The organism is Asticcacaulis biprosthecium C19, from assembly GCF_000204015.1.
Lineage (GTDB): Bacteria > Pseudomonadota > Alphaproteobacteria > Caulobacterales > Caulobacteraceae > Asticcacaulis > Asticcacaulis biprosthecius.
Genome location: NZ_GL883077.1, coordinates 1211414 through 1232033 on the forward strand (window position 1 = coordinate 1211414; position 20620 = coordinate 1232033).

22 protein-coding genes and 1 tRNA gene are annotated in these 20620 nt (G+C 60.9%); 18 read left to right on the top strand and 5 right to left on the bottom strand.

The genetic code is table 11. The features are described 5' to 3' along the window. Positions 1–62: 62 nt before the first annotated feature. Entirely contained in the window at positions 63–926 is an 864-nt protein-coding gene (locus ABI_RS05895; protein WP_006271953.1) for a tetratricopeptide repeat protein, read from the bottom strand. 118 nt (positions 927–1044) lie between these two features. On the opposite strand from ABI_RS05895, the gene ABI_RS05900 reads away from it, so the two are divergent. The 8 genes from ABI_RS05900 (at position 1045) to ABI_RS05935 (ending at position 8771) form a co-directional block, all read left to right on the top strand. Beyond that, positions 1045–1581: a hypothetical protein gene (locus ABI_RS05900; protein ID WP_006271954.1), complete on the top strand. Its 537-nt coding sequence runs from the start codon at positions 1045–1047 to the stop codon at positions 1579–1581. Next, complete coding sequence (locus ABI_RS05905; RefSeq protein WP_006271955.1) at positions 1578–2465, top strand: SIMPL domain-containing protein; 888 nt, start codon at positions 1578–1580, stop codon at positions 2463–2465. Before ABI_RS05900 ends, ABI_RS05905 begins: the two co-directional genes overlap by 4 nt. A gap of 2 nt (positions 2466–2467) precedes the next feature. Beyond that, a complete protein-coding gene (locus ABI_RS05910) occupies positions 2468–3406 on the top strand; it encodes an SIMPL domain-containing protein (RefSeq protein WP_006271956.1) in 939 nt (312 codons plus the stop codon). Between the two features lie 75 nt (positions 3407–3481). Next, positions 3482–4681 carry a patatin-like phospholipase family protein gene (locus ABI_RS05915; protein WP_040308969.1) on the top strand — a complete coding sequence of 400 codons (1200 nt, stop codon included), beginning with the start codon at positions 3482–3484 and terminating at the stop codon, positions 4679–4681. Positions 4682–4751: 70 nt separating this feature from the next. Further along, positions 4752–5516, top strand: a complete 765-nt coding sequence (locus tag ABI_RS05920; RefSeq protein WP_050808207.1) for a tetratricopeptide repeat protein — start codon at positions 4752–4754, stop codon at positions 5514–5516. A 171-nt stretch (positions 5517–5687) separates the two neighbouring features. Next, positions 5688–6611 (top strand): tetratricopeptide repeat protein, encoded by a 924-nt coding sequence (locus ABI_RS05925; RefSeq protein WP_050808208.1) that lies wholly within the window; start codon positions 5688–5690, stop codon positions 6609–6611. Positions 6612–6699: 88 nt separating this feature from the next. Then, positions 6700–6774: transfer RNA gene (locus tag ABI_RS05930), tRNA-Val, on the top strand. 422 nt (positions 6775–7196) lie between these two features. Next, positions 7197–8771: a hypothetical protein gene (locus ABI_RS05935; protein ID WP_006271961.1), complete on the top strand. Its 1575-nt coding sequence runs from the start codon at positions 7197–7199 to the stop codon at positions 8769–8771. Between the two features lie 243 nt (positions 8772–9014). Here the strand turns inward: ABI_RS05935 and cpdR are convergent, their stop codons facing one another. Beyond that, the gene (gene cpdR / locus ABI_RS05940) at positions 9015–9371 is read right to left on the bottom strand and encodes a cell cycle two-component system response regulator CpdR (protein WP_006271963.1); all 357 of its coding nucleotides are present in this window, start codon (positions 9369–9371) and stop codon (positions 9015–9017) included. A 152-nt stretch (positions 9372–9523) separates the two neighbouring features. Between cpdR and ABI_RS05945 the strand changes: the two genes are divergently transcribed. Further along, entirely contained in the window at positions 9524–10390 is an 867-nt protein-coding gene (locus tag ABI_RS05945) for an N-formylglutamate amidohydrolase (protein ID WP_083811398.1), read from the top strand. 285 nt (positions 10391–10675) lie between these two features. Here the strand turns inward: ABI_RS05945 and ABI_RS05950 are convergent, their stop codons facing one another. Beyond that, positions 10676–11491 carry a DUF599 domain-containing protein gene (locus tag ABI_RS05950; RefSeq protein ID WP_006271966.1) on the bottom strand — a complete coding sequence of 272 codons (816 nt, stop codon included), beginning with the start codon at positions 11489–11491 and terminating at the stop codon, positions 10676–10678. Between the two features lie 193 nt (positions 11492–11684). On the opposite strand from ABI_RS05950, the gene ppa reads away from it, so the two are divergent. The 3 genes from ppa (at position 11685) to ABI_RS05965 (ending at position 13425) form a co-directional block, all read left to right on the top strand. Continuing rightward, a complete protein-coding gene (gene ppa / locus ABI_RS05955) occupies positions 11685–12221 on the top strand; it encodes an inorganic diphosphatase (RefSeq protein WP_006271967.1) in 537 nt (178 codons plus the stop codon). Positions 12222–12341: 120 nt separating this feature from the next. Further along, positions 12342–12740, top strand: a complete 399-nt coding sequence (locus ABI_RS05960) for a YidB family protein (RefSeq protein WP_006271968.1) — start codon at positions 12342–12344, stop codon at positions 12738–12740. 427 nt (positions 12741–13167) lie between these two features. Further along, entirely contained in the window at positions 13168–13425 is a 258-nt protein-coding gene (locus ABI_RS05965) for a hypothetical protein (RefSeq protein ID WP_040308627.1), read from the top strand. A 49-nt stretch (positions 13426–13474) separates the two neighbouring features. On the opposite strand, the gene ABI_RS05970 is transcribed toward ABI_RS05965, so the two are convergent. Next, positions 13475–13657 carry a YegP family protein gene (locus ABI_RS05970; protein WP_006271970.1) on the bottom strand — a complete coding sequence of 61 codons (183 nt, stop codon included), beginning with the start codon at positions 13655–13657 and terminating at the stop codon, positions 13475–13477. 73 nt (positions 13658–13730) lie between these two features. Next, complete coding sequence (locus ABI_RS05975) at positions 13731–14093, bottom strand: DUF983 domain-containing protein (protein ID WP_006271971.1); 363 nt, start codon at positions 14091–14093, stop codon at positions 13731–13733. Between the two features lie 252 nt (positions 14094–14345). On the opposite strand from ABI_RS05975, the gene ABI_RS05980 reads away from it, so the two are divergent. From ABI_RS05980 to ABI_RS06005, 6 genes are all read left to right on the top strand, one after another. Then, positions 14346–15299, top strand: coding sequence for an ArsR/SmtB family transcription factor (locus ABI_RS05980; RefSeq protein WP_040308628.1), 954 nt, complete (start codon positions 14346–14348; stop codon positions 15297–15299). Further along, positions 15296–16219, top strand: coding sequence for a methylenetetrahydrofolate reductase [NAD(P)H] (metF, locus tag ABI_RS05985; RefSeq protein WP_050808209.1), 924 nt, complete (start codon positions 15296–15298; stop codon positions 16217–16219). Before ABI_RS05980 ends, metF begins: the two co-directional genes overlap by 4 nt. A 117-nt stretch (positions 16220–16336) precedes the next feature. Continuing rightward, the gene (gene bla / locus ABI_RS05990; RefSeq protein WP_006271975.1) at positions 16337–17209 is read left to right on the top strand and encodes a subclass B3 metallo-beta-lactamase; all 873 of its coding nucleotides are present in this window, start codon (positions 16337–16339) and stop codon (positions 17207–17209) included. A gap of 18 nt (positions 17210–17227) precedes the next feature. Beyond that, entirely contained in the window at positions 17228–18307 is a 1080-nt protein-coding gene (locus tag ABI_RS05995; protein ID WP_006271976.1) for a homocysteine S-methyltransferase family protein, read from the top strand. Between the two features lie 88 nt (positions 18308–18395). After that, positions 18396–19961 (top strand): flavin monoamine oxidase family protein, encoded by a 1566-nt coding sequence (locus tag ABI_RS06000; protein ID WP_006271977.1) that lies wholly within the window; start codon positions 18396–18398, stop codon positions 19959–19961. A gap of 10 nt (positions 19962–19971) precedes the next feature. Then, complete coding sequence (locus ABI_RS06005) at positions 19972–20514, top strand: RidA family protein (protein WP_006271978.1); 543 nt, start codon at positions 19972–19974, stop codon at positions 20512–20514. The last annotated feature ends 106 nt before the right edge of the window (positions 20515–20620 follow it).

Genomic DNA, 20620 nt, shown 5'->3' on the forward strand with positions numbered 1-20620 from the left:
AGTATGTTCAGCACGATGCGATCAGCTGTCGCTCAAAGAGTCATAATCACTGCGACGGCACACTAGGCAGGCGCCCAGGTCTGCAGCCGGTCCTGGACATCGCGCAGTTGTTTCGGCGTCCAGGTTTCCTCCAGCCGTTCCATCTTGCGCTGGGCGGCGCTGCGCCCTTTGCGCGCGGCGCTGGCGTACCAGAAATAGGCCTGTTCACGCGACGCCAGTTCGCCCGTGGCGCTGAGAAAGTTGTCGCCGACACGCTCCAGCGCTTCGGCGTCGCCGACGGCGGCTGCCTGGCGGAACAACCGCGCCGCTGAAACCGGGTCGGGCTTGCCGCGCACGCCCACCAGGTGCAGTTCGGCGAGCGACTTGATCGACGGCGCATGACCGCGGTTGGCGGCGGCTTCGAGAAAGTCCATGGCCTTGTGCAGGTCAGTGACGCAGCCCAGACCAAACCGAAGCTGGTAGCCGGCAAAGGCCAGGCCATTGATATCGCCCGCCTTAGCTGCCTCCAGATTGCAGAGATAGGCGTTGTGATAGGCGCGATCGGCCGAATTTGGCATGTTGTGCACATGATGGCCGCGGCTGAGAATCTCGCCGATCTTCAGCCAGGCATAGCCGTCGCCCTTTTTGGCATCGCGTTCGTAGATGTAGAGGGCTTGATCAAGGAATGACAGGGCAAGCTCGGGATGGCGCGGTGCCCCGCCGGTGCCTTTTTCCAGCATGTCGGCACAGGCGACGCAGGCCCTGGCATCACCGCGGCGCGCCAGGCGTCGCTTGTACTGAAACGGGGTGAGGGGGCGCGACCAGTCCAGGCGGTGACCGATCAGATCGCGGACCATGAACCACAGAACGGCACACAGAATCAGGACCAGCCCGATGAACAGGTAGATGGGGTCTAGGCTGGAAAAAGACGCCGCCGGATCTTGCATACATCAACGCCTAGGCAAAGCGGCGAAAGGTTTCGATACGAAAACACGTTAAGCATGATAAAAAAGGTCTAAATCGCGCCGCAAAGACGGACTAGCGTGACGGCAACCGGAGGGGGAAATGGGGTTTCGTATAAAGCCGGCTGCGGTCTCTGCCTTCCTGGGCTTGACGGCGTGCGTCTCGGTGTCGCCGATGACGCAGGAATTGTGGTCGCAGGACATTGACCTGGCCCTGCAAACCTCCCCGGGACGGCTGCGGGAGCTGGCCGATGGGGGCGATGAGCGTGCCATGATCGCCTATGCGATTGTCGTGCGCTATGGTCTCAATGGGGTTGCCGCCGACCCGGTCGAAGCCGCTCGCTATGAGGCGATGGCCACCAAACCCGCCGGCTACCACACAAACTTTATCTGGATGCCCAAGACCAAGGACAGTCCGGGCTATCTGATGCCGATAACCACGGCGACCTACAGTTACAGCCCCGTACAGGCCGCTTCGGTCGCCGCGTGCGCGGCGATCCTGGCGCCTTCAGACGATCCGCCAGGCCTTGCTGACAGGCTGGCTCGCGGCGTTTGCGGCGGCGAGGCCAATTACCGCCGGTTGAAGGGGCAGTGGCACCGTACCGGAACCTATAATCGCAACGATGGGAGGAACTTATGAGACAACTTTTGATGGTCACCGCTGCCGGTCTGCTGATGGCACAGGGGGCTTTTGCCCAGACGGCGCCAGCGTCGGCCTATCCGTATGACAAGTCGCCGTGGTGGATGAAAGAAAGCGTCATCACCCAGACGGGCTTCGTCTTCGCCGAGGTGCCGGCCAACCGGGCCACCTTCTCGGCCAATTTCCTGAGCGTCGACGACACGGTCGAAAAGGCTCAGGCACAGTCGATCGAGAAGACCCGCGCCTTGCAGGAAGTGCTGGGGCGGCTGGGCAAGGACCAAGTCCGCGTCACCACCAGCTTCTCCATGCGGACGCTGTACGAACAATATCGCGACAAGGACGGCAACCGCATCGAGAACCAGCGCGCTGACAAGATCAACGGCTATGAGGTCTCGGTCCAGATCTCGGTCGAGGTCCGCGACATGAACCTGCTGGAGCGCGCCTATGCCCTGGTGCTTGCCGCGTCACCGACCTCCACGGCCAACATCTATTTCAACCTCCAACCCAGCAATGAGCTGAACACCTGGATGTACAACGAAGCCGTCAAGGACGCGCGCAAGCGCGCCGGAGACGCCGTCACCGCAGCCGGCGGGACCCTGGGCAAGGTGCGGGTGATCGACCCGACCGGTCGGGCATGCGAAACCGACATCCTGGCCCGCGGTGGCAACGGCGCCGGCGATGACACCGAAGCGACCGAGGTGATGGCGCGCGGGAATTTCGCCTACGCGGTAGCCCCGCCGCCTCCGCCGCCAGCCCCGGCGATGGCTCCGGCGCCTGGCACGGCGGACTATCTTGAAGCCCAGGCGCTGAAAAATCCCTTTATCCAGACGCCGCCGCTGCGACGGATCGATGCGCGCGCCTGTGTCGTTTACGCGGTGAACTGACCATGAGACCGCTTCTCACCTTGGCGGCGCTTCTGGCGCTGGCGACCACCTCGGTCGCAGCCCAGACGGCGCCGCCGGCCAACTATGGCAAGGCACCCTGGTGGATGAAGGACCAGGTTATCACCCAGACCGGGTTCGTCTACACCGAAGTCCCGGCAAATCGTGCCGCCTTTTCAGCGACGTTTCTAACCACGGCCAAGACGGTCGAGGCGGCGCAGGCCCAGGCCTTCGACCGCACTCGCGGCCTGCAGCAGTCCCTGGCAGGGCTGGGCAAGGATAAGCTCATCGTGTCCACGGCCTTTGCCATGCGCGCTCAGTACGAACAGTATCGCGACAAGGACGGCAATCGCATCGAGAACGTCCGCGGCGACAAGATCACCGGTTATGAGGTCACCGCAACTCTCACCGTCGAGGTGCGCGATATCAGCCAGTTGCAGCCGGCCTATGGTCGCGTCATGGCGGCATCCCCAACCTCGGCCAGCGATGTCCGATTCTGGCTGCAGCCGGACAAGGAGCTGATCGCCTGGCTGGACAGGGAATCCATCAGGGATGCCAAGGTTCGCGCCCAGGGTGCAGCGACCGCCAGCGGCGCCACACTGGGCCGGATACTGACGGTCGATGCCACCGGACGCGCCTGCCATGCCGATATCCTGGCGCCGCCGGAGTCGTCGGAACCGGACGATCCCTATGCCGGCACGTATGGCGGGGTCGACCTTGGCGGCAACCGCAAACGCGGCTATGCCGATGCCGTAACGGCTGACGACATAGGTGCCTTTCCGGACAACAATGTTGCAGAGTCCCTGCAACGCATTCCAGGTGTTCAGATCAACCGGTTCTCGGCCGAAAACATCGAGGCTCAGGCGCTGAAGAATCCGTTTCTGCAGACGCCGCCTCTGGTCCGCAAGGTGGCCACGGCCTGCGTGGTCTATGCCTTGAACTGACGGCTTGATCCGTTCCTGTTGCGGTGCAATATGAAGCTCGGCGCCTTTCTCGCGCCGGGCTTTTTGCGAGCAGACATGTCGTTCGAACAGGAAGAACCGTCCGGCCCAAAACCGGAACTGCCGTACGAGCAGACCGTGCTGGTGCTGCAGGGCGGCGGGGCGCTGGGGGCCTACCAGGCCGGGGCCTATGAGGTGCTGCATGCAGAAGGCGTTGAACCTGACTGGATCGCCGGCATCTCGATCGGTGCCATTAATGCCGCCATCATCGCCGGCAATGCGCGGCAGGACCGGGTCGGCCGGCTGCGCGAATTCTGGGCCGAGATGAGCACCGATATCCCCGGTGGCAGCCTGGCCGGTCTGGTGCCGGGCGATCCGTCAAGTCTGACCTTTCGCAGTTTCAGCGGCTTCCTGAGCCTCGCCGCCGGGGTCAAGGCGATGTTCCGGCCGTGGTTTGTCCTGCCCTGGTTCAACCGGCCGGGCACACCCGAAGCGACCAGTTTCTACGACACCCGGCCCCTGCGGGACACCTTGCTGCGCCATGTGGATTTCGATCGTATCAACAGCGGCAAGGTCCGCCTCAGCCTGGGGGCAGTCAATGTCCGTACCGGCAATTTTGCCTACTTTGACACTCAGGAACCCGGCCGCAAGATCGGGCCAGAGCATGTCATGGCCTCGGCTGCCCTGCCGCCCGGATTCCCGGCTGTCGAGATTGACGGCGAAGCCTATTGGGACGGCGGCCTGGTCTCAAATACGCCCTTGTCTTACGTGCTCGATTCCGGCGTTGCGAAAGACACGCTCGTCTTCCAGATTGATCTGTTCAGCGCGCAAGGTCCGCTTCCTCAGACCCTGGACGAGGTCCAGGAGCGCATCAAGGACATTACCTACTCGTCGCGGACACGGATGAATACCGATGCCTTCCTCGAAAAATACCGGCTGCGTCACGCCATCCGTGCCCTGGCCGACCACGTGTCGCAGGCCGATCGCGAACGACTGTGCGGCGGCGACCTGCCGGCGGATTTTTTCAGTGGCCCCAACGCTTCGCTGCTCGAAGGGGAGGGGCGTGTCAGTCTGGTACACATCATCAACCGCGCGAACCGCCATGAGATTCAATCGAAGGACTTCGACTTCTGGAGGAACTCGGTTCAGGCGCACTGGCGCGACGGCATGGACGACGCCCGCGCCGCCATGCAGGCCAAGGCGTGGCGCACTCTTGCCGACCGCGATACCGGACTGGCTGTCTATGACTATATGCGGCCAGACAAGACGCTCAGCTAGACCTGGCCTAGGATTTGCCAGAAAGAGGGCGTACAGTGTTTGCACAAAACGGACTGGGGAATCGCCGGAAATGAATCGCACATGGGTGGCTTGGCTGGGGGCCTTGGCTCTGTTCGGCGCCGCACCTGTGGTGGCGCAGACCGCCCAGATGACCTTCGCCCAGACTCAGCAGGCCGCCCAACGCGGCGACGCCAAGGCGCAGTACCGCCTGGGCGTGATCTACGACAGCGGAGAGGGCGTGGCCGCTGACCCGCGCAAGGCCTTCGACTGGTTCCAGCGCGCCGCCATGCAGGGCCTGCCCGAGGCGCAGTACAATGTCGCCGTCATGTATGACGAAGGCCAGGGTGTGGCGCAAAGCTTTGTCATGGCCGCCAACTGGTACAATGCCGCCGCCGAGCAGGGTGTGGTCGAGGCGCAGTACAATCTGGGCATGATGTATGCCCAGGGCCAGGGCCCGGCGCAGGATGACGCCACCGCCGCCTACTGGCTCTACAAGGCGGCCAACCAGGGTTACGCGCCGGCGCAGTACAATATCGGTCTGTCCTATCTTAACGGCGCCGGCGTGGCGGTGGATCCGCTGACAGCCTGCCACTGGTTTCTGATGGCAGCCCGGCAAGGTGACGGTGAGTCCCAGATCGAAATCGCCAAATGCTATGAGACCGGCCGTGGCGGGGCGCGCGACCCGGTCAAGGCCTACGCCTGGGCGTTGGTGGCTGTGGAGACCGGCCAGGACGGGTCGGGGGCCTATCTCGAAGGTTTGGGCGCAACCGTCAACGACAAGCAGAAGAACCTCGCGATCAACATGGCCAGCGGATTGGTCAATCCGGCGTCCTGAGGGGCCGCCGTGTCCTGACCCCGCGGCATCGGTTCAATTTCCTGCGAAACTGTACGGAATATGTGACATTCTTGTTGCGGTTGCGAAGGAAACCATCCTTGCGCCCGGTCCGCTACTGGCGAAAACTGACATGCGCCGTCATATCCTCGCCGTAGTGACGGGAGTATGGCTATGCGACGGGTGCTGGCAGGTTTTATAGTGGCTTTGAGCCTCGGGTTTGGGGGCTTGACGGCGGGCGTCGCGGCGGCGCAGCCGGTGGCGGGGCGCGATGATGCCCTGCGTACGGCGGAAACCATGGATATCGACGTGCTGACCGCGCGGGCGCAAGCCGGGGATGCGGAGGCGCAACTGCGGCTGGCTGACAACTTCTTCTCCGGTAATGGCGTCGACCAGAACTATGGCAAGGCCCTGGCCTGGTACGAAAAGGCGGCGTTGCAAGGCAATGTCGTCGCCCAGACCGAACTGGGCGTACTCTATGGCAAAGGCCTCGGCGTTGCTGTGGATTACGACAAGGCGCTGCGTTGGACGCGCATGGCGGCCGACAAGGGCTATGCCGGCGCGCAGTATAATCTGGGTGTTGCCTACGACTACGGTATGGGCGTCACGCCCGACGTTGCAATGGCTTTCGCCTGGTATCTGAAGGCGGCCGAGCAGGGCTACGGCGTTGCGCAGTTCAATGTCGGGACCATGTACGAAAGTGGCGAAGGTGTAGAGCAGAGCAACCCCCAGGCTTTCACCTGGTACGCCCGGGCCGCCGATCAGGCCTATGCACCCGCCCAATATAATCTCGGCGTCTTGTATCTGGAGGGTAAGGGCGTCGAGGTTGATACGACGCGCGGACTTGCCTTGGTCGAAGCCGCGGCGAAGCAGGGCTTTGCCCTGGCACAGGACCGGCTGGCCGGCGCCTATTATGCCGGTCTGGGTGTGCCGGTCGACAAGGTCAAGGCCTATGCCTGGGCCCTGCTGGCGGCCTATGGCGGCGACCGCGATGCTGAGAGACTGCTGGCCCAAATGGATGCCGATGAGGACCTGAACGAAGCGCAATATGCCCAGGCCTCCCGGCTGACGGAGACCCTGCTGGCGCCGTTGATGTAGAATTCCGGTGGAAATCGACCTAAAAAACGTCTCTGGGCGCTTGCCAAGCCCGATGGCCGTGGCTATACACGCCACCTCGTAAGAAGATGGGCGCTTAGCTCAGCGGGAGAGCACTACCTTGACATGGTAGGGGTCACAGGTTCAATCCCTGTAGCGCCCACCATCTTCTCTACAAAAGGACCGCCGGAATACCGGTGGTCCTTTTGTCGTTTCAGGTCCCGGCCGTGTCTTCTTTCCCTCACGCCGCTGTCCGTAAGTGCTCTGTTTCCAAGAGATTTGACCCATGGCACGACATCCGCTTGGGCCGCAATGTAACATGATACCACCAGATTTTGAATTATATTGCGGTGCGGAATTTTTGTTTGGCGCGCCAATTCCTGCGAAAGTCGGAGGGGGCAAAAACCGCAACGGAGCAGACGAAACGCGAGGGGCTGAAAAAATAAGGAAGTGATGATGGTAGGTCGGTCAGACGATCGTTCATGTTCACAAAGAAGAGAGTGCGGGCAGCCTTAACAGATTGTGGCTTGAAATCGCCCAAAGGTAGACTATTGTGCGTCGCACTTGGGTGGGGAGAGGGTGGGTAGAATGGATCGCGCACACGTACTGGCTCTGGCCGACAGGCTTTCGATCGTCGTAGAACATGATTTCCTCTCCGACCCGGACCTGCCAGCTTTCCGTCGCAGCGATGCCTACCGCGCCATAGGCGCGCTCTGGCGTGCCCAGGCTGCGGGCGAACCTATAGATGTCGAGGATGCGCGGCTCGCGCGGCAATATTCCCTGCCAACCTACATACTCTATCTTCGCGATCAGCAAGCCTTCCGGAACGTCCAGAAACTTCGCGGTCCCTACAACGATCCGATGGTCGACGTGCCGGCGTTGCGCAAGTATATGGCGACGTTTTTCAATCTGAATTATTCCAGCGCGTTTTCCCGCCTTATGGAATCGCACTTTGCCTCCGACGATGCCATGAAGACCGTGGAAGGCGTCGAACGTTTCGTCGCCTACCAGGGCCGCATCGTGGAGGACCGCGAATTCGCATTTCGCAATCCAGTCGATGGCGGTATGCGCAAGGCGCGTGATAGCTGGCTGTTCTACGGACGTGGCATCTATATGTTCGGCGGACCCAATCCTTTCTTCGTCATAACGGCCGGGGCCGGACAAAAGGTCATTGCCGCCTATGTGCCGAAACTGGCGCTCATCGTGGATTTCTGCGCCGGTAATGCCCAGTTCCTGACGCCGGCCATGATGGCGCGGACCTTTGGTGTCCATATCCGACGCCTGGCGGCCCATCCGGAAAGCTACAATGCCGCAATCCGCCAGAACGAGGACGAGATCGTTAAGACCGACATGGTCCTGGCCATGGGGCAGATCGACAATTTCGCCCACCATCTGTGGAACCATTTCCCTTCCCTGGACCGGTTCGTCAGTGCCGGGCTGGCTGGCAATGTCGATCGCCTCCTGTCGTTCGGTACGGAATTCTTCGGATCTATCTCCGACCTCTATCCGGAGTTTGCCGATCGCCACGCGCACAGCATGAAAAAGACGACGATCGACGAGAAACCCTTCGACCCGTCGTTTCTGGTGCTTCAGCCTGGCGGCTATTTCGTCTCGGACAGTCTGAAGGACAGGCTTCTGGCGCGGGCGCGGCAGTACGTCGGCGGCCAGGCGACGGCTGCTGACCGGCCTGTCGTGTGGATAGGCCTGCGTTTCGGTTCACGGTCGTGGGTCCGACAGGAGCAGGAGGTGGTGAAAATCATTGCCGCGCTGCACAAGCAGGATCCCTCGACGGTCTTCGTGCTGGACGGATTTACCTGTCCGGTCGGCGAAGATTACATCACCGACCAGTGGCAGAGCACGATTGACCGGATCAAGGAAATCGTCGCTACGATCAAGGCCAAGGCGCCCAAGGGTTCAGAGGTTATCGACCTGGTCGGCGCTGACCTGTTCGAGGCGATCCTGTGGGCGCGCCGGACCGACGTCTATCTGGCTCCGATCGGCACCACCCAGCATAAGGTCGGCTGGTTCAGCACCGGCAGGGGGCTGATCTATTCCGCACCGGGCATTGAGAAGACGCGGGCCTTGCGCCGGCCGGGATGCTGGGAGGCGGAATCGATCATTCCGGCGAACTATGTGATCGGCAGTGTCGCCAAAAAAAGGTGAGCGGCGAACAGCGAACGACCAGCGCAAAAATCTGGACAACATCTCGATGGATACGAACGACATCATCGCGCAGCTTTCCGTCATGGTTCGCGACGCGTCGCGTCACGCGGTTATGGCGTGATCATTCGGCGCTGAAGGTGCGATCAGGTGCTCGACTTCCGTGATAATCTCGTGCGTGCGCTCACGGAGCGAAGCGATAGCACCATTCATAAAGACATCTGAGGGGTGGCAAGCTCCGACAGATCAAGCCGCGATTAAACGTTCAACCTCAGTCACGATTTCGCGCAGATGCACGGGCTTTTCCAGAACCTTGGCATTGGGTGATGCCTTCTGGGCGTTCAGCGCGACGGCGGCAAAGCCGGTGATGAACATGATCTTGAGATCGGGTTGAACCAGGGCGGCCTTCTTGGCGACTTCGATACCATCTGCACCCGGCATGACGATGTCGGTCAGCAGCAGGTCGTAGGGGCCATGGTCCAGCGCTTCGATGGCCGAGTCGCCGTCGGCGCAGGCGACAACCTCATAGCCCGCCCTTTGCAAGGCACGCGACAGGAAGCTGCGGACGGAATCTTCGTCTTCGGCGAGCAGTATCTTTTTCATGCGACCTCTATGCGTCCCTTGTGCCCAACCTGACACCGGATTTCTTCCCGCACCAGAGGTTACACCGGTATGGGATGGAATTCAGCAAGATTGGCGGGGTTAAGTAAATTTGGGGTGAAGACGTGACAGGAATGTCCTACTAGACACTTAATATGGATGAAGCCGTCCCCATACCCTGGCACCTCGTGCACACCCCGGACAAAGCTGTGGACGTGGTGCGTCCGCACGCGGCCGCTGCGCCCGTGGTGTTCAGCCTGCCCCACAGCGGGCGGTATTATCCCGACAGTTTCGTTGCCGAGGCGCGCCAGAAGGGCAGCGCCCTGCGCTCCAGCGAGGACGCCTATGTCGACGACATGGTCGGCCTGTCGCCGGACCTGGGAGTCTACGGCCTGGCCTGTCGCTATGCCCGCGCCTTCTGCGATGTCAACCGCTCGCCGCTGGAACTGGATGCACGGCTGATCCGCGGTGAACTGCCCAAGGCCGCCCTGGCCCTGAGCGCGCGCGTCAAGGCGGGTTTCGGGGTGATTGCCCGCCGGCTCAGCGCTGACCAAGAGATCTACCGCTCGCCGCTGGACATGGCTGAGGTCAACCGGCGGCTTGATATGATCCACGGCCCCTATCATGAGGCCTTGCAGGACCTCTTGATCGAGGCCGGCCGCCTGGCCCGGCCGGTGGTGCTGATTGACTGGCATTCCATGCCCAGTTCGGCGCTGGCCTCGCTGACGGGACCCAGGCCGGATATCGTACTGGGCAACCGTCACGGCGATTCCTGCGGGGACTGGCTGGTGCGCAAGGTCCGGACCGTCCTGGAAGGCGCGGGATTGCGGGTCGGGCTGAACAAGCCTTTCGCCGGCGGTTACATTGTCGAGCGTTATGGCCGGCCGCAGGCGGGGGTCGAGGCTTTGCAGATCGAGATCAACAGGACGATTTATATGGACGAAGCTACACTTGAGCCGCATGGCGGGCTGGATCGGCTGCGCGGCGTCTTCCGGAGTCTGACACGGAGTCTGGTGGAGTAGGACCATACCGCCAGAGTCCATGGCCCCGGACAGGCGATCGAAAGCCCTGAAACCTGTTGAAATCGATTACAATTTTTCGCTGTCAGGTACGAAAAAAAAAAGGCCGCGCTATACAGCGCGGCCAAGTTTACAGGGAGGAAACGCCCAGGAAGGGCATCGATGCCGAAGCACCGAACAACCTCAGAATAGGTTGCGGTGCAAAATAAAGCAAGTCAAAAAAAGAAATCGTATGATCACGTATCGTTACAATTCGGGGACGGAACAGGAAATTTTCGTGACGAATGATCAGGTCATCTTTGATTTCGAATTGTGCGGCGCAGCATTTTTGTCAGTATTTTGCGCAGGTGCGGTATCGAACTCGCGCGGCGCCGTCGGGTAGGGGTGCTCCTCCAGCAGTTCGCGCAGGCGCCGGATTCCCCGCGCCGACTGCGATCGCGACTGGCGCCACCCCAGCAGAAAAATAGCGCCGATGCTGGCGACGATCAACGGAACCGGACCGAACAGCCACGCCGCTGAAGCCAGGCCGAAATAGTAGCCCCGTACCCCCTGGGAAAAGCTCGACATCGCCGGTTCGACGATATTGGTGATGGCGGCGGCGAACTCGCGTCCGGTGCGTTCGTCCATGCGGTCGGGCAGGGAGCCCATGGCGGCGGCCGTATAGTTCATCTGGCGGGTCGCCCATATAAAGTCGAGCAGCCCGCGCACCAGGCAGATGACGATCAGGCCCAGCTTCATCTGGAACAGCAGCACGGTCGAGACGTCGAAGCCCAGATTCTTGGCCGTGGTCAGCGGCACCTGGCCGCTGAACAGCACGCCGCCGACCGCGGCGATCAGCAGCAGGTTGGCCGACGAGAAGTTGGCCGCCGAATTGACCGCGTGGGCCATCAGGTTGGAATCGAACAGCTTGATCTCGCGCAGGGTGGCTTCGCGCATCCAGGCCGACCGGACGACGCTCAGATCCTTGACGATAAAACCCGATTTTTTCGAAATCTTCTGCAGGAAGGGCTCGTAGCCCAGCCAGCAGAAAAAGAAGACCAGCAGGGCGAAGCTATCGAGCGGGTTGTCGCTGATGGCGTGGAGTAGGGCGGTCAGGACGGTCATGAGGCTCTCATTTCAGGGGCGTGATTCATGCATAGGGTGAGTCGCCTGCCTGCTTGTAACGGACTGTTACGCAAAATGTGACGGGAGGCGCACTTTCATGGCGTTCTTCGCTTGTGCGAAAGAAACCAACCCCTTATGAAAGCGCAACTTTTCGATTTCCTCCCCCAACTTCGCTTCTTAGCGTGTGAGTATAATGAATATCGACAAAATTTCCGTGGGCCCGAATGCGCCTTGGGACATCCATGCCGTCATCGAGATTTCCGCGGGCGGTATGCCGGTGAAATATGAGATGGACAAGGATTCCGGCGCCCTGTTCGTCGACCGCTTCCTCTACACCTCGATGTTCTATCCGGGTAATTACGGTTTCATCCCCCATACCCTGGCCGACGACGGCGATCCCTGCGATATCCTGGTGGTCGGGCCGACCCCGGTCTATCCGGGCGTGGTCATCCGCTCGCGTCCGATTGGCGCTCTGGTCATGGAAGACGAAGCCGGCCGCGATGAAAAGATCCTGGCCGTGCCGGTCGACAAGCTGCACCCCTATTACGCCAATGTCGCCAGCTATCGTCAGATGCCTGGCATTCTGATCGAGCAGATCACCCACTTCTTCGCTCACTACAAGGACCTGGAAAAGAACAAGTCGACCAAGGTCATCGGCTGGGTCGAGCCCGATGCGGCGGCGCAATTGATCCGCGACGGCCAGGAGCGCCTGGCCCAGAAAATCGGTTAATGTCGATCGGATAAGGCCTTCACCTTTTGTTGATGAAAACCCGGCCCGGCGGCCGGGTTTTTTGTTGTGCTGGGGCGGCCAGCGGTCTTAATTGCGTTTTACGGACAGGAGATAAAAACCATGGGACTATTTGACGACGCTTTGGGCGCACTTTCGGGCGGTGATGCCGGCGATCTGATGAGCCAGGTCACGGGTGCCCTGGGGAATGGCGGTCTTCAGGACCTGGTCGCCAAATTCCAGCACAACGGCGCGGGCGATCTGGTTCAGTCGTGGATCAGCACCGGTGCCAATCTGCCGGTGTCTGCCGATCAGCTCCAGGCGGTGCTGGGATCAGAGTCCGTGCAGCAACTGGCCGGCCAGTTCGGCATTGATGCGACGCAGTTGCCAGCCCTGCTGCCCGAGGTGATCAATCGTTTGACCCCCAATGGTCAGCTTCCTGACAATCTGGGGGATGTTCTGGGTGGCCTGGGCGGTAAAGACGGCCTGGGTGGCCTGATCAGCGGGTTTCTGAAAACGTGACAGGTTTCTGCAAACCGTTAAGCCCGTAAACGCTTACAGGCCGCCATGTTTCCCGTCTGCGCGATTTTTGCCATAATCTCGCCTTTATTGACCTAACGGCGGTTCTGTAGGTGCTGTAAAATTTCCCTAAAGTTGAAATAGAATTCGTTTTGATAACGGTATCACAGGATAATCTTCAGTAAATTTGAAATTTTTAACAGAATATCGCGCTATAGGCGCGCTATTCCAATTATTACAAAGAGATGACAGTTGCCTGCAAAAAAACGGTAACTGGTTATCGTCCCCCTTTGGTCACAATCCTGGCTATAATGACAGACTTACAAGACCCAGCGTAGCGTTATGGTCTCGATGAGCGTGTGTGTGTCTGCGCCGTGTCGGGATGATTTGAGTTCGAGTTCGTTTTCACCCCATGCCTAAAAAGAGAATAATGGCTAATTCCTCCCCGAATGTGGCCTCCCGTCTGTATGCCTTGGCGGTCGCCCGCGACACGGCCAATCTTGTTGACGGCGATGCCGCCCTGGCCCTTGCCCGCGCGTCTACACGCACCCTTATGGCCCTTTCGCCCCAGGCGGCGCTGCTGATGCGCAGCTTCGCCCAGGAAGAAATCGACCGTCTGTCGATGGATTGTACGGAAGAGGCGCAAGGCGCGATTGCCCTGATCCAGGACGCGATCAACATGGCCTGAAGGCGTCTTCAGGCTTGATACGATAAAGGCGCCCCGCGGGGCGCCTTTTTTAGTCGACCGTCTTGTCTTCGGTTTCAGCAGGTGGGCCGTTCTTTTTGATCGATTCGATGGCGTTCTTGGCCGAGGCCTTGGAAGCATAGCCTTCGGTCCAGAAAATCGTCTCGCTGTTGTAGACGAAGTAGGCGACGAACTCGCCGGCCTTATTCTTGCGGATCTCAAACTTGTGAGCCATGGCAGGATTCCCTGTTGCGTGAAATGGACCTATGACTTCGCGCTGTTGGCGAACGAAGTCAAGCGGTTAAGGCTCACCGCGCGTGTTTCAGGCCCAGGTACCACAGCAGAGCCAGGAAGGCCCCCTTGACGAAAGGCAGGGCCGCCAGGGTCAATGCGCCGATAGAGCCTATCAGGATCGGAATCGTCACCTGCGGCTCTTGCCAGACCACCGGAAAGAAGAAGGCCGGGGCGATAATCACGTGGCCAATCAACAGCATGGTCAAATAGGCCGGGCCGTCATCGGTCGGATAGAGGCTGAGCGGCGTATCGCAACTGGGGCATGTATCGACGACCTTGAGATAGCCCCGGAAGGCCGACGCTTCGCCGCAGCACGGGCACTTGCGGCCAAGGCCGCGCAGCAAAGCCGTTCCCAGTTTGACGCCGTTGCGGGCCATGACAATCGTCCTTTTCGTTGCTAAGCGTTTGTTAGAAAATAATCGCTTCATCAATTCGGATGCAATCGCGCAAACTCTTGAAAGTCATGCTGCGCGCCGATTCAATTATTTTCTGACGGGGGCTAAGAGGAATATAGAGACAGGCGCGCAAAACTTCCATGTGTTATGCTGACGCAGGTCGCCGGGGCGAAATTTCGCGCCCGGAGATAAAAGCACTTGCAAAATCATATAAAGATATCTTTATATGATTATATGACTGATGCGCTCCATCCTGTGGCCGATTTTGACAGCCTGCTCGACGCCCTCAAGGCGGCGGGAGAGGCGACGCGTCTGCGCCTGTTGCGGCTGCTGGCGCGCGAAGAGCTGTCGGTGATGGAACTGGTCTCTATCCTCGACCAAAGCCAGCCGCGCATTTCGCGCCACCTCAAACTGATGGCCGAGGCGGGCCTGATCGAGCGCTTTCCCGATGGCGCCTGGGTCTTCTATCGCCTGTCGTCCTCGCCGACGGTTCGTCCTCTGGTCGACACCATTCTGAAACTGATGGGCGCCGCCCATGCCGGGGACCTGCGCCAGTTGGAAGCCGTGCGCGGCGCCAGGCGGGCGTCGGCCGAAAGCTATTTCGAAACCATCGCGCCGCAGTGGGACGAGATTCGCAGCCATTACATCGATGACGCCGATGTCGAGGCCGTCGTGGTCGATCTCGCGCGACAGCAGCCCTATCACCACCTGATCGACCTGGGCACAGGTTCGGGCCGCATGCTGACGCTGTTGGCAGGCCAGGCCAAGACGGCCGTTGGCGTCGACCTGTCACAGCACATGCTGAACCTGGCCCGATCACGTACCCACGAAGCCGGGTTGACCACGGTCGAGTTCCGCCACGGCGATATCGGCGACACCCGCCTGCCGGCGGGCTGCGCTGATCTGGTTGTCGTCCATCAGGTCTTGCACTTCCTCACCGATCCGCGCCAGGCGGTGGCAGAGGCCGGGCGATTGCTCAAGCCGGGCGGCCGGCTGCTGATCGTCGATTTCGCCCACCACGAGCTTGAAATCATGCGCGAGAAATACAATCACCGCCGCCTGGGTGTCGCCGAAGGCGACATGGCGGCCTGGCTGGGCGCGGCCGGTCTGACGCCCGCCACGATTCAGCATATGCAACCCGAAACACCAGGCGGTTTGACCGTCACTATCTGGACTGCCTTCAAATGAGCCCCGCCCTGAATCCTCGATTGAACCCACGATTGGCCCCGATCGCCCGCTCGCTCAGCCAGACCAGCGGCAACCTCAAGGTCTCGTTCGAATTCTTCCCGCCCAAGAGCGAGGAGATGGAGGAGACGTTGTGGGCATCGATCGCGCGGCTGGCACCACTGGATCCCGACTTCGTTTCGGTGACTTACGGCGCCGGCGGCTCAACGCGCGAGCGCACCCATCGCACGGTGAAGCGCATCCTGGACGAAACCGCGCTGAAACCGGCTGCGCATCTCACCTGTGTCGAAGCGTCGCGCGACGAGGTCGACGAGGTCATCCGCGAATACTGGGAGGCCGGGGTGCGCCATATCGTAGCCCTGCGTGGCGATCCCCCCTCGGGCTGGGGCGACTATACCCCGCGGCCCGACGGCTACCAGAACGCCACCGAACTGACCGCCGCCATCAAGCGCATCGGCGATTTCGAGGTCAGTATCGGAGTCTACCCGGAGAAGCATCCGCAGTCGCCCAGCCTGGACTTCGATCTCGATGTCCTGCGCGCCAAGGTCGATGCCGGCGCCACGCGCGGTATTAGCCAGTTCTTCTTCGAGCCGGAAACCTACCTGCGTTACCGCGATGCGGTTTTCGACGCCGGTATTGAGATCGAGCTGACGCCCGGCATCATGCCGGTCACCAACTTCAAGGGGCTGCGCCGTATGGCGGCGGCCTGCGAAGCCCAGGTGCCGCAGTGGCTCGAATCGCTGTTTGCCGGACTTGACGACGATGCCGAGACGCGGAAGTTACTGGCGTCGGCGGTGGCCGTTGAGCTATGCTTGGAGCTGGAGCGCGAGGGCGTCGAAAACTTCCACTTCTACACTTTGAATCGCGCTGACCTTGTTTTTGCCATATGTCGCATACTTGGATTGAAAGCTGCTGCACTTTAGAGCGCGCTTCGATCCGGCAGAATCGGATCGGCGCTCTAAAGTTTTTTGTTTTAACGCGCATCTTTATCCGAAAAGTGCGTCACACTTTTCGGGATGCGCTCTAAAGGCCACGCCATTATGAAACCGCTATTTTTCTCTTTCGCTGCCCTCGGTCTGATCCTTGCCTCGCCGACCCTTGCCGACGGCGATCCGTCGTGGAGCGCGCCGCACGAGCCTTATCATATCGTTGACAACGTCTGGTATGTCGGCACTGCGGGTATCGGGGTCTATCTGATCACGACGGACGAGGGCCATTTCCTGATCGATGGCGCCACGAAAGACGGGGCGGCGATCGTCGAGGACAATATCAAGACGCTTGGCTTCGACATCAAGGACGTCAAATACATCGTCGAGACTCACGCCCATTACGATCACGTCGGCGGCCTGGCCCGGCTGAAGGCCGACAGCGGCGCGGAACTGGTGGCCAGCGTCGCCGACCGCACGGCCCTGGAAGCCGGCCAGCATGAAGGCGACAATATCTATGGAGCGTCGACCTTCCCGGCGGTCAAGGTCGACCGCATCGTGGGTGAGGGCGGTACCATCACCCTGGCCGATTCGACCTTGATGGCGCGGCTGACCCCGGGTCATACCAAGGGCGCCACCACCTGGACACTGACTGCGCTGGACAATGGTCAGCCGCGGCGTGTGGTTTTTGCGTCGTCGGTGAGCGTGGCCGGCAATGTCCTGGTCGACAACGCCACCTATCCCCATATCGTCCGTGACTACCGTATCGCCTTCGATCGCCTGGAGACCATTTCGGCCGATATCTTCCTGTCCAGCCATCCGACCTTCGCCAGTCTGGAGGACAAGTACCAGAAGCAGAAGACGATCAAGTATCCGGAAGACAAGGCCCAGCCCTTTGTCGATTCGACCGAGTTCCCCAAGTACGTCGCCCAGGCCAGAGCCGATTTTGAAACCGAACTGGCCCGCCAAGAAAATGCAAAAAAGTAAGCTGCAAAGAAGTAGAGCATGACCAGCCGAGCCGCCAATATCGCTGAACGTATCGCCGTCCTGAAACAGGCAGCAAAAGAGCGCATTCTGATCCTGGACGGATCGTGGGGGGTGATGATCCAGCGCCGCGGTCTGGACGAATCCGATTTCCGCGGGGAACGGTTCGCGGCGCACGACGGCCAGCTCAAGGGCAATAACGATATTCTGTGCATCACGCGGCCGGACGTCATTGCCGACCTGCACCATCAGTATTTCGCCGCCGGGGCGGATATCTCGGAAACCAATACCTTCTCGGCGACCACGATTGCCCAGGACGATTACCGCCTGTCCCTGCAGGACTGTATCGACATCAACCTGGAAGGGGCGCGCATCGCTCGCAAGGTGGCTGACGAATGGACGGCCAAGGAGCCGCACAAGCCGCGCTTTGTCGCCGGCTCGATCGGACCGCTGAACAAGATGCTTTCGATGTCGTCGGACGTGAACGATCCCGGCGCGCGCCTGGTCACCTTCGATCAGGTCTATCAAGCCTATCGCGAGCAGGTCCAGGCGCTGTACGAAGGCGGGGTCGACCTCTACCTGATCGAAACCATAACCGACACGCTGAACTGCAAGGCGGCGATCAAGGCCATCCTGGATCTGGAAGACGAGGGGCAGGAGACCCTGCCGATCTGGATTTCGGGCACCATCACCGACCGGTCGGGCCGCACGTTGTCTGGCCAGACGGCGGAAGCCTTCTGGAACAGTGTCAGGCACGCCAAGCCTTTTGCGGTCGGCTTCAACTGCGCCCTGGGCGCCGATCTGATGCGGCCGCACATCGCCGAACTGGCACGGGTGGCGGACTGCCTGGTGGCGGCTTATCCCAATGCGGGCCTGCCCAACGCCATGGGCCAGTATGACGAGCAGCCGCACGAAACGGCGCACGAACTGCACGAATGGGCCAAGGACGGCATCGTCAATATCCTTGGTGGCTGCTGCGGCACCACGCCGGACCACATCCAGCACGTGGCCGACGAAGTCCGCGGCGTGACGCCACGCCAGATCCCGGATCGTCCCAAGGCGTTACGCCTGGCCGGGCTGGAGCCGTTCGAATTGGCGTAATCCTGCCGAAATTCGGCACATGTTTGCAGTAGCCAGACTCTCGCACCTGCGATAGCGTGCGGTTTCGATTGCAACAAAGGGGCTGGACATGACGACACGACGGCAGATTTTGGCGCGGTTTACGGCAGTGGCGGGTTTTGCCGGCGGTTATGCTGCGCTCCATGCCCTGGGGCTGACGGGCAGCGAGGCCTGGGCCGGCATGCCAGACCTGAAGCCCGGTTCAGGCGCCGGCGTGCGGGTGGCGATTGTCGGTGCCGGACCGGCCGGATTGGCCGCGGCCTACGAACTGGGCAAGGCGGGATATCACTGCACCATCCTGGAGGCGCGCGACCGCGCCGGCGGCCGCAACTGGACCGTCCGCCGCGGCTCCGAGATCGTCTATACCAACGGCACGAAACAGATCTGCGACTTCGAAGACGGTCAGTATTTCAATGCCGGCCCGGCCCGTATTCCTGCCCACCACCAGGCGACGCTCGGCTATTGCCGCGAATTCGGCGTCGCCATGGAAACCGAGGTCAACTGGTCCGGCCGCGCCCGCATCCAGGTCGACCGGCTGAATGGCGGCAAGCCGATCGAGATGCGCCAGGCCATCTTCGACTATCGCGGTCACATGGCCGAACTGCTGGCCAAGGTCGGCAAGGCCGGGGCGCTGGATCAGACCTTCACCGGTGACGACAAGGACCGGCTGATGGAAGGCCTGTCGACCTGGGGCCATCTGAGCGAACAATTGACCTATCAGGGCGCCGATCCGTCGGGCTATGAGGTCGAACCCGCCGCCGGGGCGCAATCGCCCAAGCCGAAACCGCCCCTGCCGCTGAATGTGGTCGGCGATCCGTTTGTGCAGGCCGTCTCGACCTTTGCCGATGCCGCCGATTTCCAGGCGACCATGCAGCAGCCGGTCGGCGGCATGGACCGGATTCCCGCCGCCTTCGAAGCCAGACTGGGCAATGTCATCCGCAAGGGCTGCGAGGTCAAACGCATCCGCAAGACCAGCAAAAAGGGCAAGGCGGGCGTCGATATCTTCTACTTCGATAAGGTCACCGGCCAGGCTGAGGTCCTGTCGGCCGACTATTGCATCTGCACTGTGCCCTTGCCGGTTCTGGCGGGGATAGAAAGCGATTTCGCCAAGCCGGTCAAGGCTGCCATCGAGAAGAACAAGGGCATCAATGTCGGCGGTTACAAGATCGCCTTTCAGTCGCCGCGCTTTTGGGAAAGCAAGGACCACATCTATGGCGGCCTGAGCTTCACCGACCGCGATACGTTTGCCACCTGGTATCCGTCCGACCGTTTTCATGCCGCCGAGGGCGTGATCATTGCCGGCTATGCCTTCAACGGCCGTATGGGCGAGCGCACCATGAGCGAACAGGTCGCCTATGCCCGCGAGACCATCGATCGGCTGCATCCCGGCATGGGCGGTGCGATGAAGCATCCTGCCATTGTCAACTGGACCCAGATTCCCTATTCGCAAGGTCTGGCCGCCTTTCTCTCGGATACCGACCGCGCCGCCTACGATCTGTTGTCGCAGCCGGACGGTCCCATCTATTTCGCCGGCGACCACCTGAGTTTTGTCAGTTCGTGGCAGCAGGGCGCCTTCTGTTCCGCTCACCGCGTCGTCAACCTGATTGCCGAGCGCCAGCGCTCGCTCACTGCCTGAGGAGATTAAGATGTCCCTGTTGAAATTTGTTCCCGCCCTGGCCCTGGCGCCGATCCTGTCGGGCTGTCTCATCTACAGCGACGGCGAGGGCGAGATGAAGGTCACGCAACTCAAGGACGTCGAAGTGGCGCCGGCCGTCGAGGTCAAGCGCACCTATGCCGGCAGCTTTCCGATCGCCCAGTCGATCTCTGTGCCGCCGGGATATTCGACGGTGTATCTGTCGGGCATGGTGCCGGGACCGGTGGCCGGCACGACGGACCAGTTCGGCAATACCGAGGTCCAGACCGAATCGGTGCTGAAACGCATCGAAGCGGCGCTTCAGGCGGAAGGGCTGGGCTTTGGCGATGTCGTTAATATGAAGGTCTATCTGGTCGGCGATCCGGCCATGGGCGGCAAGATGGACTTCGGCGGCATGATGAAGACCTATTCGAAATACTTTGGCACGGCCGAGCAGCCGAACAAGCCGACCCGGACCACGGTTCAGGTTGCGGGGCTGGCCAATCCGGCCTTTCTCGTCGAGATTGAAGTGACCGCGGTGAAGAAGGTGGAGTAACGAAATTAGTGACGCAACACTTTGAACGTGTTGCGTATCTCCCTCTCCCCACGTGAGGGGAGAGGGAAGCCCGAAGGGCAGGGTGAGGGGTTTGCCGCCGGTAAGG

Excerpts from the sequence above, each read along its gene's own strand:
- ABI_RS05895 (WP_006271953.1), bottom strand. The coding sequence starts at position 926 with ATGCAAGATCCGGCGGCGTCTTTTTCCAGCCTAGACCCCATCTACCTG.
- ABI_RS05900 (WP_006271954.1), top strand. The coding sequence starts at position 1,045 with ATGGGGTTTCGTATAAAGCCGGCTGCGGTCTCTGCCTTCCTGGGCTTG.
- ABI_RS05905 (WP_006271955.1), top strand. The coding sequence starts at position 1,578 with ATGAGACAACTTTTGATGGTCACCGCTGCCGGTCTGCTGATGGCACAG.
- ABI_RS05910 (WP_006271956.1), top strand. The coding sequence starts at position 2,468 with ATGAGACCGCTTCTCACCTTGGCGGCGCTTCTGGCGCTGGCGACCACC.
- ABI_RS05915 (WP_040308969.1), top strand. The coding sequence starts at position 3,482 with ATGTCGTTCGAACAGGAAGAACCGTCCGGCCCAAAACCGGAACTGCCG.
- ABI_RS05920 (WP_050808207.1), top strand. The coding sequence starts at position 4,752 with ATGAATCGCACATGGGTGGCTTGGCTGGGGGCCTTGGCTCTGTTCGGC.
- ABI_RS05925 (WP_050808208.1), top strand. The coding sequence starts at position 5,688 with ATGCGACGGGTGCTGGCAGGTTTTATAGTGGCTTTGAGCCTCGGGTTT.
- ABI_RS05935 (WP_006271961.1), top strand. The coding sequence starts at position 7,197 with ATGGATCGCGCACACGTACTGGCTCTGGCCGACAGGCTTTCGATCGTC.
- cpdR (WP_006271963.1), bottom strand. The coding sequence starts at position 9,371 with ATGAAAAAGATACTGCTCGCCGAAGACGAAGATTCCGTCCGCAGCTTC.
- ABI_RS05945 (WP_083811398.1), top strand. The coding sequence starts at position 9,524 with ATGGATGAAGCCGTCCCCATACCCTGGCACCTCGTGCACACCCCGGAC.
- ABI_RS05950 (WP_006271966.1), bottom strand. The coding sequence starts at position 11,491 with ATGACCGTCCTGACCGCCCTACTCCACGCCATCAGCGACAACCCGCTC.
- ppa (WP_006271967.1), top strand. The coding sequence starts at position 11,685 with ATGAATATCGACAAAATTTCCGTGGGCCCGAATGCGCCTTGGGACATC.
- ABI_RS05960 (WP_006271968.1), top strand. The coding sequence starts at position 12,342 with ATGGGACTATTTGACGACGCTTTGGGCGCACTTTCGGGCGGTGATGCC.
- ABI_RS05965 (WP_040308627.1), top strand. The coding sequence starts at position 13,168 with ATGGCTAATTCCTCCCCGAATGTGGCCTCCCGTCTGTATGCCTTGGCG.
- ABI_RS05970 (WP_006271970.1), bottom strand. The coding sequence starts at position 13,657 with ATGGCTCACAAGTTTGAGATCCGCAAGAATAAGGCCGGCGAGTTCGTC.
- ABI_RS05975 (WP_006271971.1), bottom strand. The coding sequence starts at position 14,093 with ATGGCCCGCAACGGCGTCAAACTGGGAACGGCTTTGCTGCGCGGCCTT.
- ABI_RS05980 (WP_040308628.1), top strand. The coding sequence starts at position 14,346 with ATGACTGATGCGCTCCATCCTGTGGCCGATTTTGACAGCCTGCTCGAC.
- metF (WP_050808209.1), top strand. The coding sequence starts at position 15,296 with ATGAGCCCCGCCCTGAATCCTCGATTGAACCCACGATTGGCCCCGATC.
- bla (WP_006271975.1), top strand. The coding sequence starts at position 16,337 with ATGAAACCGCTATTTTTCTCTTTCGCTGCCCTCGGTCTGATCCTTGCC.
- ABI_RS05995 (WP_006271976.1), top strand. The coding sequence starts at position 17,228 with ATGACCAGCCGAGCCGCCAATATCGCTGAACGTATCGCCGTCCTGAAA.
- ABI_RS06000 (WP_006271977.1), top strand. The coding sequence starts at position 18,396 with ATGACGACACGACGGCAGATTTTGGCGCGGTTTACGGCAGTGGCGGGT.
- ABI_RS06005 (WP_006271978.1), top strand. The coding sequence starts at position 19,972 with ATGTCCCTGTTGAAATTTGTTCCCGCCCTGGCCCTGGCGCCGATCCTG.